This window comes from Methylobacter marinus A45 (genome assembly GCF_000383855.1).
Lineage (GTDB): Bacteria > Pseudomonadota > Gammaproteobacteria > Methylococcales > Methylomonadaceae > Methylobacter > Methylobacter marinus.
On the sequence record NZ_KB912877.1, the window covers coordinates 2139287 to 2154145 of the forward strand.

Annotated in this window: 9 protein-coding genes; all 9 read left to right on the forward strand. The window is 43.7% G+C overall.

Features of this window, described 5'->3' with window-relative positions:
- Positions 1-331: 331 nt before the first annotated feature.
- The 9 genes from METMA_RS0109880 to METMA_RS27810 all read left to right on the forward strand — a co-directional run bounded on the left by METMA_RS0109880 (position 332) and on the right by METMA_RS27810 (position 14628).
- Entirely contained in the window at positions 332-3406 is a 3075-nt protein-coding gene (locus METMA_RS0109880; protein WP_027147198.1) for a glycosyltransferase, read from the forward strand.
- Between the two features lie 376 nt (positions 3407-3782).
- On the forward strand, positions 3783-5201 hold the full coding sequence (locus METMA_RS0109885) for an MBOAT family O-acyltransferase (protein WP_020158933.1): 1419 nt from the start codon (positions 3783-3785) through the stop codon (positions 5199-5201).
- 13 nt (positions 5202-5214) lie between these two features.
- Positions 5215-6864 carry an alginate O-acetyltransferase AlgX-related protein gene (locus tag METMA_RS0109890; RefSeq protein WP_020158934.1) on the forward strand — a complete coding sequence of 550 codons (1650 nt, stop codon included), beginning with the start codon at positions 5215-5217 and terminating at the stop codon, positions 6862-6864.
- Between the two features lie 207 nt (positions 6865-7071).
- Complete coding sequence (locus tag METMA_RS24410; protein ID WP_020158935.1) at positions 7072-8730, forward strand: glycosyltransferase; 1659 nt, start codon at positions 7072-7074, stop codon at positions 8728-8730.
- 586 nt (positions 8731-9316) lie between these two features.
- On the forward strand, positions 9317-11026 hold the full coding sequence (locus METMA_RS0109900; protein ID WP_040590498.1) for a Wzt carbohydrate-binding domain-containing protein: 1710 nt from the start codon (positions 9317-9319) through the stop codon (positions 11024-11026).
- Between the two features lie 249 nt (positions 11027-11275).
- Positions 11276-11401 carry a hypothetical protein gene (locus METMA_RS28200; RefSeq protein WP_408605831.1) on the forward strand — a complete coding sequence of 42 codons (126 nt, stop codon included), beginning with the start codon at positions 11276-11278 and terminating at the stop codon, positions 11399-11401.
- Positions 11402-11540: 139 nt separating this feature from the next.
- A complete protein-coding gene (gmd, locus tag METMA_RS0109905) occupies positions 11541-12620 on the forward strand; it encodes a GDP-mannose 4,6-dehydratase (protein WP_020158937.1) in 1080 nt (359 codons plus the stop codon).
- Positions 12617-13465 carry a GDP-mannose 4,6-dehydratase gene (locus tag METMA_RS0109910; RefSeq protein ID WP_020158938.1) on the forward strand — a complete coding sequence of 283 codons (849 nt, stop codon included), beginning with the start codon at positions 12617-12619 and terminating at the stop codon, positions 13463-13465. Before gmd ends, METMA_RS0109910 begins: the two co-directional genes overlap by 4 nt.
- Positions 13465-14628: a glycosyltransferase family 4 protein gene (locus tag METMA_RS27810; RefSeq protein ID WP_027147199.1), complete on the forward strand. Its 1164-nt coding sequence runs from the start codon at positions 13465-13467 to the stop codon at positions 14626-14628. Before METMA_RS0109910 ends, METMA_RS27810 begins: the two co-directional genes overlap by 1 nt.
- The last annotated feature ends 231 nt before the right edge of the window (positions 14629-14859 follow it).

The window sequence follows — 14859 nt, forward strand, 5'->3', positions numbered from 1 at the left end:
AACTGAAAGCAAATTGGTTACCATCAAATGCAAACGGTCATTGCCTGCTGAATTTTAGTGAGTATTAATTAGAGGGCGTGTGGTTCGAATATTGATCAACTAGTTATAAGGCCAAAGCTGGTAGTGGAAAAGAGTCATATTCACCGCCGAAGGCTTTATTAAAGAATCGACAAGCATCGTATCAATTTCAAGTTGGACGCGCCGATTGACACAATAGAATTTATTATCCCGAGAACAACTATTCCTCAAATGCCGACAGCCGGAAGCAGGGGCTAAGCTTAATAGCATTTAAAATTGTAGATTAATCTCTCCATAACCAATGATCTGATATATGAATATTCTCCTTTGTAACGAAAGATTTCTGTTTCGCTTCGGTGTTGACCGATTGCTGATATTGCTTGGACAAGGTTTGAGAGATAGTGGTCATCGCATTTCGGTCATGGCTAATAAATTTGATCAGCCAATTGTCGAGGAATTTAGTGAAGAAATAATCTCTGTTCCTGAAGGAGGAGATAGTTATCTCAATCTCAACGAATTTACAGCTCAGTGGTTGGATGCTAACTGGGCTATGCTCTTTGATGAAGATAGGCATCCGGATGTTGCAGTGATTGGGGGCTGGCCTTTTTTTGCTGCTATTCCAGTGTTTGAACGTCACGGTTGCCGCACCGTTTTTATAGATTGTGGCGCTGTTCCAATAGAAGGTTTTGATGAGGGCGGAAAAATTACGCAGGAAAAATTGAGAAATTTGCGTAAAGAATATATGCCACAACTATCGTTAATTGCACCGATTAGCCACTTTATTGCTAATTCACAAAGCAGTGCCGATGCAGGGTCGGTTTCAATTGAGCCGATTCTTTTGGGTGCGGATCACATGTCGAAGGCTCTTTGGCGTTTAGATAGTATTAAGCTAGCGAATCAACTTGGGATGAGTATCGCAAATCAAATTATTGAAAAAAACCGAAAGAAAGGTGGAAAAACGATACTGAATCTTGGTCGCTGGGAACCCGGTTGTTATAAAAACTCTGAGGCTATTTTCAAATTTGTGGATGAAATTGTGCCACATCATTCACAAATTTCTATCCTGATTCTCGCTGACCAGAAACTGACAAAAATACCAGAGTACTATCGTGACAAAGTTATCCCTATTGGTTTTCCAGACGATGCCGAATTGCAAGCTATTATGGCACAGGTCGACCTTGGTGTATCAGTATCGTTATGGGAGGGGTTCAATCTGCCGCTGGCGGAAATGCAGTGGCTTGATAAACCTGTGTTGGCCTTTAACATTGGAGCGCATGCCGAAGTTGTTATTCATCCGTGGTTCCTGTGCCAGGAAATGGCAGAAATGGGAATTAAAGCCATAGAGTTGCTGGAGGAGGGGGGCGGGCCTGACCGCGAAACGCTCGATTATGTAAGAGAGCGCTTTCATGCAGATTTTCGGTGGCAGGCAGTCGTGAAACGATACAATGCCATGCTCAAACGAGTTGTTATGGGTGAGCGCTTTCAGGCAATTACTGTTCTCGTCGATGTAACTAATGCCAGTCGTGACCCGGCAAACTCAGGTGTAATCCGAGTGACACGGCGGCTCTGTCGGGAATTGCAACAGTTCTGTCAGCCTCTGTTTGTTGCCTGGGGAGGAGAGGATCAAGGCTACGTTTTTCTAACGCGCGCCGAGTATCGCCAACTTTCGCAGTTCAATGGACCGAATATCGGCACACAAGCACCTTGTTCGCCAGATGGTGCGCGACTATCGCTGACTGATGCGGGAGTACTCAATTCGGGCGCATCCACTTGGTTGCTACTAACTGAGACGATTCAGGAAGTCAATGGCCAACATATTCGAAACTATGCCAAGCGGTCAGGGATCTGGATCGGTGCTATTTTCTATGACGCCATCCCAATTATCCGCCCCGAACTTGTGATGGACGCAATCACTCGTAACAACCACGCCCATTATATGAAAGGCTTGGCGCATTGCGACTTGGTTATTCCCATCTCGCAATTCTCTGCACAGTCTCTTCGTACATTTTGGGCAGCAGAGGGATTAACGGGATGTGAGATCAAACCAAATTTGCTACCCGGTGAATTTGGCGGGGCGGCGAGAGTGACAGACGCTGAGAATAGAGCTTTTCCAAAAAAAATCGACTTACTGTGCGTATCCACTTTGGAGCCACGAAAAAATCACCGCAAACTGATCGAGGCCATTAAATTATTTGCTCATCAACATCCTGAAGTTGACTGGAGTTTGACGTTGATCGGCAATCGCTACGCCGGCGGCAACGATATTGCTGAATTCGTTGAGGAGGCATGCCGCGATAATTCCCGCATCAGATGGCTGGGCATCGTTGATGATATACGCCTGCACCAGGCTTACACAGAATGCACCTTCACAATTTATGCCTCGGAAATTGAGGGCTTTGGTATGCCGATACTCGAAAGCATCTGGCATGGTAAGCCTTGTATTTGTCATGAGATGGGTGTTATGTCTGAATTAGCGGCTGGTGGTGGCTGCTTAATGGTCGACGTAATGAATATTGAAAAAATGGCTGCTGCCATTGGTGAGTTAGCGACAAAACAATCACTTTACGAACAGCTGACTCAGGAAGCAATAACGCGTCCCATTAAAACGTGGGAGGAATATGCGCACCAATTTTGGAACGAATTGATTAACCATTCTATCCTGCAAGATGACACTGTAAGCATATGCAATATTGAAGGACAATTTATAGAAAAGAACCAAACAGTATCAGCACCGACATGGCTGGATGTTCTTTATCAAAGCTGCTTAACTCAAGAGTGGCAGATGAACGATTCTGAACGCCTTGGATTGGCGGCGGTGTTACAGCGCCTAAATCCTAATTGTGCAATAGAAATTGGCACTTATCGGGGCGGTAGCCTCTCTCTCATCTCTCAATACGTAGATAACGTCTTTTCGATTGACATCGATCCAAGCATCCCAGAAAAATTCAACCAGTTTGACAATGTTAGCTTTTTTACTGGGTCCAGCCATGTGATTATGCCGATGCTGCTGCAGGAACTGGACAATGCTCAAATGCCAGTTGAGTTTGTTTTGATTGATGGTGATCACTCTGCGGCGGGCGTCAAACAAGATATTAATATAATGTTGAATTATATTCCAAAGAAACCACTAATCGTCATGATATACAATGGATTTAATCCTGAATGCCGCCGGGGAATGTTGGAGGCCGACTGGCAGAAATCACTTTATGTTCAATACATCGATCTTGACTTTATACCTGGCCGCGTGATTGAGCATGGTAACAATGATGCAATGCAGGGAGGGTTGGCCATGGCGTACTTCTCACCAAACAAGAGGAGAGGAAAAATCGACATAGGCGCGACGGCGCTCAGAATGTATGCTGAAATGAAAGAACGTCACTACGACTGATCATCATGCTCTTCAATTCTTTGCAATTCCTGCTGTTTTTTCCGACTGTGACGATAGTGTATTTCCTGCTGCCTCATCGTTTCCGTTGGCAATGGTAGGGGGGCAGTTGCCTTTTCTATATGACCTTTATGCCAATCTACATCATAATTTTGGATGTCATGATCGATCGCAAATGCCGTGCTGATGTCGTGGTAACTTAAGAGCGTTTTTTAGTCATTCTCATAGGTCCATTTGCTTCGAGCCATTATTTAAGTGGAAAGATACAGTGGGGATGAATGAACGCTTGTTGCGCAACTAAAGGAAATTAATTTTAAGTATTTAAAAAACTGCAGACTTTAGGCCGCAGTATGCCACTTAGAAACCATAAAGTATCCATATGTTATTTGTATCTCAGACATTCCTTTTTGCTTTTTTACCAATAGTCCTAGCTTTGTATTATCTTACGCCTTCAAAGTATCGAAACTGGGTGTTACTTTGTTTTAGCTGGATATTTTATACTTGGGACAGCGGCAAATTTATTCTAATACTGATATTAACCACCATTGTAAATTATGCGTTCGGCCTTTTAATAGACCGGAGCTTGAGCAAAAAAAAATGGTGGGTTTTTTTTGCTATCGCATTCAACCTGAGTATCTTGGCATATTTCAAATACGCCAATTTCTTCGTGTCAAACGTGAACAATGTTATAACAAATTTTGGGCTCTCTCCCATCAAATGGACAGATGTTTTGCTTCCCATCGGTATTTCATTTTTTGTATTCCATAACATCACTTATGTTGTTGATGTTTACCGTGGCACCAAGCGCGCATTCAGAAATTTCATAGATATTGCTTTGTATATCGCTTTTTTTCCTCAGCTTATAGCCGGGCCGATAGTTAGATTCCACGAAATATCCGACCAGTTAAGAAGCAGGAAGGAGACTTTAGAAAGCTTTTATTATGGGGTCATTCGATTTTGCTGGGGTTTGATGAAAAAAATGGTCCTAGCGAATAGTTGTGCAGAGATAGCTGACACGATTTTTGCCCTACCTTCAGGGACATTGGATACAAAATTCGCATGGATGGGCGCGTTTGCGTATGCTTTACAAATATATTTCGACTTCTCTGGCTACACAGACATGGCGGTCGGGCTTGGACATATGTTTGGATTCAAGTTGCCGGAAAACTTCAATCGTCCATATTCCGCAACCAGCATAACTGATTTTTGGCGGCGCTGGCATATAAGCCTTTCGAATTTCTTTCGTGATTATCTTTATATACCTCTTGGGGGTAATCGTAAAGGCACTGTGCGGACTCTTTTTAATCTTATAACAGTATTCATTCTTTGCGGATTATGGCACGGAGCAAATTGGACATTTCTCATGTGGGGGGTCTACCATGGCAGCCTTCTTATGGTCGAACGGCTTGCGCTGCTCAGTAAGCCGGAAGGAACGCTTAAAGTAGTATTGCGTAGAGTGGTTACTTTTATCTTGATCATTATCGGTTGGGTGCTATTTCGCTCCACAAACCTCGAGCAGGCCATGAGCTTCCTCCAAGTCATGTTTGTGCCAATTAATATTAATTATATTCCATTGCAAATTGCTACGACCATCAATAGTCATAACATCTTTTTCTTATTTCTTGCTTCCTTAGTTGTTTTTATGCCGCAAGGTTTGCGCGGTTACAGGATACTGCTTGAGGAAAGAGGTGCCGCCATTGCATTGATTCAGGGCTTTGTGCTTGTAATTGGAGTTCTTTATTCAATATCCCTTGGCTTAAGCGGTTCCTATAACCCATTTATTTATTTTCAGTTCTGAGGATTTGAATTGCATGCGACATAAATTGATTACGGGCTTTTTTATTCTTTTAATTTTTGTGCCGCTAATCTTTCAATTGATCGGATTTAAAAGCGACGTCGCGGAAAAACGAGCACTGGCGCAAATGCCGGAGTTCTCATTGAACAATCTTTATCAAAAGAATTTTTATTCACAGGTGGATAATTTTCTTAATGATCATTCTGCTTCAAGAGGTTATGCAATAAAGTTTAAAAATTGGATAGATTATCGTATTTTTAATATTTCCCCAGCTCCTGCGGTCTTTATAGGAAAAGAAGGGTGGATGTATTACAAAACGACTCTCGGCGATTATCTTGATGATAGCTGCACGGCCAGGGAAAAAATGCGTTTAATTGCGCAACGTCTTGGTGAACTCAAAACGGTGATAGAAGCTTCTGGGCGCAGATTTATTTTCACGATAATACCGAACAAAGCGACAGTTTATCCGGAATATGTCGGGCTTGACATAAATCCATCTAGATGCGGCAAAAGCCACTACGATCTGCTTGTTGAGGCTTTGGAAGGGTATAATATCGATAATTTTGTTAAAATTGATCACTTACTAAATGAAGCAAAGGAAGATGTTTTAGTTTATTACAAAACCGATTCGCATTGGACTGACGAAGGGGCGCTGATAGCTATCAATGCATTGTTTAAAAAACTCGATCCAGTTTCATGGGATCAATACCTCCCAAAATTTGACTTGGTTGAGGCTAAGTACAAAGGAGACCTCCTGGGGATGTTCGGATGGAATATTCAAGGGGAAGAGGAAGTTACTAGGAAAATTAAGGTTAAAGATGATCTCTATATAAAAGAAGAAAAAACCAATTATCTCAATAACGGTTATCCGTATGTAAGATATACCGAAAATAACAGAAAAGAAGGAAAAATATTCCCCAGAACCTTTATATATAGGGACTCTTACATGGTAGAGCCATTTAAGATTCTAAAAAGTTCCTTTAAAGAACTTGATGCAGCATGGCCGATAGAAGACAACAAATTTAATGTACCTACTAATTCTTTTAATGAGAAAAAAGACCTGCTTGCGGCTGATATTATTATTCTTGAAGTTGTGGAAAGAAGCTCTGCTTATTTAAATATAGATATAGACAAAATGTTGGATGCGCTGAAGACCAAGCCCATGACAGTTGGTGATCAGGCTGAGGATGTCTCTCGCAAGATGAAAAGAAATCTTAATGATTACCTAGAGAAAGTTGAATTTAGTAACCTTTCCTTCGTGGGAAAAATTAGGGTAGATTTGCCAGTAGAAAAAAAACAATTAACAAAATATATAGTTTTCTCAAAAGGTTGGAGCATGCAGGAGAATTGGGGAATTTGGTCTCTTGGAAAAAGATCAGTTTTCATTTTTTCAAAACCGGATAAGTCATTTATCGGCATCAGATTGAAAGGACAATATTATAACGGAGACGAAAAAACAAGAGTAAGAGTTAATGGCAAATTCGTCGGGAATTTTGTTCTTACTGATCAAATTATTCGTATAAATAGCAGCGATTTATACGATGAGTATATACGCATTGAGCTTGAACACTTGAATCCAGTTTTTCCCCATGCGCTAGGCCAGAGCAATGACGCCCGAGAAATCAAATATGGGTTAACCGGTATTGAATTGATAAGCGGCTTTTAAACTATTCTCTATCACATGCCAGTGGAATATATGGCAAAAACCCCGGAACTGCTCAATATGGAACTTGTTAAAACCGCTAACAAATATTAACTGTTACGGTTGGTTCTTTAATTCGCCTTTTTCGCCTGTCGACCTTGGCATTAGTGACGATGGTCGTATTTTTGGCTGGACGTCTAAGACATTATATTTTAAAGGAAAAAAAGTTAGATGCGTATTCTAATTTGCACCAATGTTTATCCTCCTAATTTCATTGGAGGAGCCGAGCTTATTGCCCATTACCAGGGTAAGCATTTGATTGGTGCTGGGCACGAGGTGCAAGTGTTCACAGGAAATCACCAGCCCCAAAAGGGGCGACGGTACGATTTGCGATCTGAGAACTATGATGGCCTTACTGTTCACCGTATTAATCTTAGTTTTGAAGATTACCAGCCTACTTTTGTGAATTTCTCCCATCCGCGCGTTGAGCAGCATTTCTCACGCTTGTTGGCTGCTTTTCGACCAGATGTTGTACATTGCCACAATATCATCGGTCTTTCTGTTTCAATTTTACATATTGCCAAAGAATTTGGCGCTAAAGTGATTCTTACGTTACATGATCACTGGGGATTCTGTTTCAAGAATACCATCATGAAAGAAAATGGGGTTATATGTACGGATTATTCGCGTTGTTACGAGTGCCAACCATTCATCGAGGATGGTGAAAATCGTCATATACCGATAAAGATGCGTCAAGATTATATGACGCTAGCAATGGGGGCAGTGGATGCATTTGTGTCACCTAGTCAATACTTGGCTGACACCTATATCAAGGCTGGTTTCCCGCCGGATAAAATGCATATTGTTTGGAATGGAATAGATGTCGACAAGTTTGCCTCCATAAACCGCAAGCCGTCGCGTGGCTCACTGAGGTTTTCCTTTTTTGGCTATTTTGGGCGGCATAAAGGAATACATACACTTCTGGAAGCATTACCATTGTTGAACTCCCCCGCAGGTGTACAGATCAATTTGATAGGCGATGGTGATCAGCGGGCCGCGTATGAACAGCAGTTGCGCGATAATGGGTGCACTGATCTTGTTAAATTTTGGGGAAAGATTGAAAACAGCCAAGTAGGTTACGCTTATGCCGAAACCGATGTACTTGTGCTGCCATCTATCTGGCATGAAAACCAGCCAGTTTCAATCACTGAGGCAATGGCTTGTGGAATACCTGTTATCGCTTCCAACATGGGAGGCATGCCTGAGTTGGTTGAGGATGGCCTTAATGGGTATATTTTTGAAGCGGGTAACTCGGCTGATCTGGCAGAAAAAATGAATCGCTTGATTGCAGACGCTTCATTGACTACATCTCTCGGGAAAAATGGCCAGGCACGGATACGTGAGAATTCCTTTGTTAAGCAGGTCGACAAACTTTTGACGATTTATCGAGATGCAGGATGTCACAGCACTGCTACTCTTCGTGAAGAGCCTCCTTTAATTATCTGTGTTGGCAAGCATGTTGATACTGTATGTAATGATGCGATGCAACTTGTCAAAAGTTATGTTGATTTAAAACAACCACGTTTTGTGATCGCTGAATGGCTTACAGAAACTCAGTTGCGACAAGCCAGTATTGCGTGGGTAATTGATAATACTCTTACATCATCTGATATGGTCAAGCTTTTCAATCGTGAGTTGGCTCTTTTAGTGCATCAGGAGAACACTAAACTCATGGTAAAATGCGTAAAAAATAATTGCGGACTTTATTATTGCGACGCTGATGAGGCTGCTGCATGTATTGCTTATTTGCTTACTCATGCAGGTGATCGTGCTGCATTAGCAAAAAATGCTCGATCATCAATTTTAAATTTATGGCAATTTACTGCTTAGGCTCCGTTATTAAGTATTTAATCAACAAAAAACAGTTTGTTATAAATTTAAATGGGTTGCGATTCCACAATATTTTAATAATTTTTATATCAATTTTCGAAAAACCAGATAGTAAACATATTATTGTGTATTGCGCTTGTTATAAATGAAAATACTGTATATATGTGGTGAGTAGCTATGATGGAAAATAATATTTTAGTAGTTGCTGCTGGTGAGCTGGTTGTGGTTAGACAACCTTTTAAGCGATCATCTTGACGTAGTGCTGGAGGCGAATCTATGGCGCAATCGGGCGTGTTATGAGACTCTTTCTAATATTAAATTGAATATCTTTGACGTGCTGGTGGAACCCCAACGTTTTAATTTAGGCAATAGTACCGATTATTCTATTCGTAAAGTCATTGAATGGGCGAAGAAAGTAACAAGTAGGGTAATTTTCTTACACATGGCTGCTAGGCGAGAGGACGATCCAGCATGTTTGCGGCAGGCTCGTATTGTACAAAGTAAAAGCCACTTTAGGGTGGAAGGCAAAATGTGCACAACGTGAAGATATTGTTCAGCACTCATGAAACTAAGAAATGAAAAGCAAATGAAGAAAAAATTTTTTTTTGATCATATATACAAGGCAGGGGGATCCAGCATAGAACGTGCGTTCCTTGAATGGCTGGGTGAGGCGCAAATGTCTCCCGGACTGGTGGAACCAGCTACCGATGCTCTAATGCGGTATGCCGATAAAATTCTTGTTACCGGCCATTTTAGTTTTTCACCCAACCAGTGGTTCGATCCCGAGCGGTACGCACTAACGATGTTACGCCATCCTGTCGACCGTATTGTCTCGCACTATTATTTCGCGAAAAGGGATGTAGGGCTGCGCGGCGGTGATGTTTCAGTAGAACTTGCCAAATCACTTTCTTTTGAAGAATATGTTCACAATGATGTTCCTGAAATTAGAAACCACCTAGAGAATTTCCAAGTCAGGCATTATTTTCCTTTAGTTTGGGATGGCTCGAAAGATCTCTCGCAGGACGAGCAATTTGAGTTGGCAAAACAGGCGTTACATCGCTACGACCTGGTCGGAGTTTTTGAGGAATTTGAGGATTTTCTTATTGTTCTGGCGATTGAAGCGGGTTGGCTGCCGCTTGAACAAATTCCTCGTGTTAACGTTACTAGTAAGCGTCCTCGCTTAGTTGATGTGGATAGTAACATTTTGAGGCACTTGGAGGAGTTGAACCAGTTAGATATTGCCCTTTATGAGCATGCGTTAGGGTTGTTTCAAAGCAAACGCAGTGAAGTTCTGATGCGATGTGGAGTGACTTTGTCTGACCGGACGTTTAATGAAATTGCGCACACGAGAAACGAACTTCCACATTATTCGCCGAGCCCTTGCGTTACCAAACCCAAACCGGCAGATTATGGCAATCGTCAGGTTGAGTTGCTCCAAGCAAACTTGAGGGGCGAAATTTCACTCGGGGCTGAGGTGCTCTCTGGAGAAATGGTTTGTTTGCGCGTGGATTTTCGGGTGCACCAACCTGCAGAAAATGTGGCTCTCGGCATCGTAATCAGTGATCATGACGGACGCAAAATTTTTGGCACAAATTCCAAGGCGCTTGGGAAAATTATCCAAATTAGCGAGATTGGGGATTATTATGGTGAGTTTCGCTTCCGTTGTGATGTGGGATATGGCCGATACCGGGTTGCCGCGGCACTGCATCCTGCTGATGATCTTACTGGAAAGATGTACCACTGGCGTGATGAGATTACTTATTTCAGCGTAGAAGGCAATATGGGTTATTTCTGGGAGGGAGTGGCTAATCTCTACCCTACATTGCAGTGTGGCTCCCTTGTTGCCTTGTCCAGGCAAAGTTTGTCCCTACTCGATGCGAGCGAAAACTGGCCGCGTACACAAAGTCTTGCCATACATACGCAGCCCTTGACTGATTTCAGTGCTACTATCCACTTACTCGGCAAGATTGAACAAATGGAGCCAAACGAGATCCTCGCACTAGAGGTGGAAGTTTGCAATAACAGCACCCAAACTTGGGGAGCAACTGGCTTGCGTGCAGTTCGTGTTTCATATCACTGGCTTGACAATTTTGGTCAGATATTAGTTTTCGATGGTGAACGTACCCAGTTGTCGCATAGTGTTCAATCCAACGAAAGGATGCGGTTATGGGCAACCGTAAAGGCACCATCCATTCCGGGTAATTACGTCTTGGCTTTAACCCTTGTTCAAGAGAATGTAGCTTGGTTTGACCAGATGGGGTGTGCGGCTCAAACAGTTCATATTTGTGTGAGGTGACCTTTAAATCCAACTATGATGAAATATCAGCAGTGTCTGGGTAAGAACGAATCCCTGAGTGAACATAACAATGCAAATTAATTTCAATCATCATACTTTATTTATAATGAGAGCGAAGAGTTGGTTACTTTTATAACGAGCTTTGTTCTATATTCAGCCTGATTTCAGAGCTAGATTTCGAGCTGGTTTACATCAAGATATATTGAATAAATTGGTTTTAGTTGCGGAGAAAGACTCTCTTTTCACGTCATTGAACTATCCAGAAATTTCGGAAAAGAAGGAGCATTGACAACTGGCATTGATGCGTCAACTGGTGATGTTGTTATGCTTATCCTCCTGGATATTGTATCTCTGGAGTTGAAGCTGGCAGATTAATTAGAAGCTTGAAAACAAAATTCAATTTAGTTGCATTGATGGTATTTCACCTTGCAATTGAATTTCATTATTATTGTCCTCGTAAATAATTTTTGCTAAGCAATTACAGGACATTTGAGACTTACGTTTAGGAGTGAGTATGAAGAGGAAAGTTGCCATTGTTAGTGGCATTACAGGGCAAGACGGTGCATATCTGTCCGAGGTCCTGCTCGGCAAAGACTACATTGTGTATGGCACCTATCGTCGCACTAGTTCCGTCAATTTCTGGCGCATAGAAGAGTTGGGTATCCAGAATCATCCCAATCTGCATCTGGTCGAATACGACCTAACGGATTTGGGTTCCAGCATTGCGCTAGTCCAGAAAGTGCAACCGGATGAAATTTACAACCTGGCGGCGCAAAGCTTTGTCGGCGTGAGCTTTGAACAACCCAGCGCCACGGCCCAGATTACCGGCATTGGCGCGTTAAATTTGCTGGAAGCCATACGTTTGGTTGATCCGAAAATCCGCTTTTACCAGGCATCCACGTCCGAGATGTTCGGTAAGGTGCAGGCTATTCCTCAGATGGAAGATACCCCGTTTTACCCTCGCAGTCCGTATGGCGTAGCCAAGCTATACGCACACTGGATAACGGTCAATTACCGTGAAAGTTATGGCATTTTTGGCTCCAGCGGTATTCTGTTCAATCATGAAAGTCCTTTACGTGGGCGTGAGTTCGTTACGCGCAAGATTACCGATTCGGTAGCCAAGATCAGTTTGGGCAAGTTGGATGTTCTGGAACTCGGCAATATGGATGCCAAGCGCGATTGGGGCTTTGCAAAGGAATATGTGGAAGGCATGTGGCGTATGCTGCAGGCGGATGAGCCCGATACCTTTGTGCTGGCGACCAATCGTACGGAAACCGTGCGTGATTTTGTGCGTATGGCGTTTAAGGCGGTTGGTGTAGAGCTAGAATTTAAAGGGCAGGGCGATGAGGAATATGCTGTGATTGCGGCTATTAACTCAACCCAAACCCAAGAGGAGAAAGCGTTAAAAGTGGGGCAAACGGTGATGCGCGTTAATCCCAAATTCTACCGTCCTGCCGAAGTGGATCTGCTGATCGGCAATCCGGCCAAGGCCAAGGCAAAACTGGACTGGGCGCCTAAAACCACACTGGAGCAGTTATGTCAGATGATGGTGGAGGCTGACCTGCGTCGCAATGCACAGGGGTTCTCATTTTGAAACTGCTGGTTACTGGGGGACATGGCTTTACCGGACGCCACTTTGTCAAGGCGGCCCGTGACCATGGACATGACGTCACTACATTGCAGGCCGATCTTAAAGATCGAGAGGTGGTGCATCAGCAAGTATGTGAAGCGGCACCGGAAGCCGTAGTTCACCTGGCGGCCATTAGTTTTGTAGGGCATGCCGATGCCAGTGCATTTTATAACGTTAATGTAATTGGCACGCTGAATCTGCTGGACGCCTTGGCCGCCCTTGCGCAGCAGCCGCGCAGTATCTTGATTGCTAGCAGCGCCAATGTTTATGGCAACTGCGAGCAATCTCCCATTACGGAAGAACAGCCGCCAGCGCCGGTCAATCATTATGCGATGAGCAAGCTGGCCATGGAATATATGGCCAGAACTTATCTGGACAGGCTGCCGTTGTTTTTCGTGCGCCCTTTTAACTATACCGGGCCATGGCAGGCTAAGTCGTTCGTAATTCCCAAATTGGTCACTCATTTTGCGCAGCGGGCGGTGACAGTCGAACTGGGCAATCTTGATGTGGAGCGCGAATTTAATGACGTGCGCTTTGTCTGTGAAGCCTATTTGCGATTGTTGCAGAAGGCCATACCCGGCGAAGTTTATAACATATGCTCCGGCAAGCCGGTAACGCTCAAATCCGTGATTGAATTGCTGGACCAGATCACGGGCCATCAGTTGCAGGTCAATGTAAACCCGGCTTTTGTGCGCAGCAATGAGATTCATCGTTTATGCGGTAGTCCGGTAAAGCTTATCGATACGGTAGGCGAGATTTCGTCGCCGGGCTTGGTCGATACATTGCGCTGGATGCTGGCTGAAAATTAATGAAAGCGATTGTATCGATTGATCCGGTACACTTCCCGCTGACAGGTATTGGACGTTATACTTTTGAATTAGCGCGTCACCTTAATAAGCTGGACGATATCTGTGATCTGAAGTTATTGTCAGGGTCACATTTTGTGTCATCCCTGCCAGAGGCGAAGGAGTGCGTTGATGACAGGAGGGCATCGCTAACCAGGCAATTAAAAAAACATTTGCTGAAAAGTCACACGGTGGTGGATTTGGCGAATGGATTTAAGAACTGGAAGAAGCAGCGTACTTTGCTTGGGCTTGAGGATTTTGTTTTTCATGGTCCTAATTACTATCTGCCCGAGTTTGCCGGCGTTAGTATCAGCACTTTTCACGATTTGTCGGTATATAGTTGGGCTCACTGTCATCCGCCGGAGCGTGTACGATTCATGCAAAAGCAAATTGTGCTTTCGTTGCGACGGGCTGACATGTTGATTACGGATTCCGAGTTTACCCGGCAGGAAGTCGCACAGCATTTCTCTTGGCCGCTCGACAGAATTCGTAGCGTATCGTTGGCAAGTAGTGCCGAGTTCTATCCCCGTAATCAGGCCGAGTGGTCGTCAGCCGGTATCCGCTATAGTTTAACTATGGGCGGGTATGCACTTTTTGCCGGCACAATAGAACCCCGTAAGAACTTGGATGTGCTGCTCGATGCATACATGTTATTACCGCTGAGTTTGCGGCAGCGATGGCCATTGGTCATGACCGGTTATCAAGGCTGGCGAAGTGAAAAGCTGCATGAACGTATCAAGGCGGCCAATCGTGAAGGCTGGGTGCGTTATTTAGGCTACGTTCCTGCCGAGGATTTGCCTCTGCTTTATGCGGGTGCCCGTCTGTTTGTATTTCCTTCGTTGTATGAGGGGTTTGGCTTGCCGGTGCTGGAGGCGATGGCTTCCGGCGTGCCGGTGGTTTGTTCAAATTCTTCTTCTTTACCTGAGGTCGCGGGTGATGCTGCGGGTGTGTGCGAGGCAACGGATGTGGATAGTCTGTCTGAATTGATCGCAAGAGGGTTAGAAGACGAAACCTGGCGCAACCGTGCGATTGAAAAAGGGCTGGCCAGAGCCGCTCAGTTCAGTTGGGATCGATGCGCAAAAGAAACCGTTGCGGTTTACCGTGAAGCAATCAGCGGCAGATCTTGATCAGTTTTTTTTCTTTTATGAGATATCGTTTCCTGAGATATAGCAATACAATATATAAACCCAACACAAGCATGTGATAGGCTATACCGCTAATGGTATTGCACCATTACATGCTTGTGTCATGGTATATGGCAATAAGCGGTTGTAAAAAGTCTGGTGTTCAATACAGTTATATCCATCATGAGAAAATTGGCGATGTTATAGAGCGGCTTTCTGCGTTGTAGGGAATGT

Excerpts from the sequence above, each read along its gene's own strand:
- METMA_RS0109880 (WP_027147198.1), top strand. The coding sequence starts at position 332 with ATGAATATTCTCCTTTGTAACGAAAGATTTCTGTTTCGCTTCGGTGTT.
- METMA_RS0109885 (WP_020158933.1), top strand. The coding sequence starts at position 3,783 with ATGTTATTTGTATCTCAGACATTCCTTTTTGCTTTTTTACCAATAGTC.
- METMA_RS0109890 (WP_020158934.1), top strand. The coding sequence starts at position 5,215 with ATGCGACATAAATTGATTACGGGCTTTTTTATTCTTTTAATTTTTGTG.
- METMA_RS24410 (WP_020158935.1), top strand. The coding sequence starts at position 7,072 with ATGCGTATTCTAATTTGCACCAATGTTTATCCTCCTAATTTCATTGGA.
- METMA_RS0109900 (WP_040590498.1), top strand. The coding sequence starts at position 9,317 with ATGAAGAAAAAATTTTTTTTTGATCATATATACAAGGCAGGGGGATCC.
- gmd (WP_020158937.1), top strand. The coding sequence starts at position 11,541 with ATGAAGAGGAAAGTTGCCATTGTTAGTGGCATTACAGGGCAAGACGGT.
- METMA_RS27810 (WP_027147199.1), top strand. The coding sequence starts at position 13,465 with ATGAAAGCGATTGTATCGATTGATCCGGTACACTTCCCGCTGACAGGT.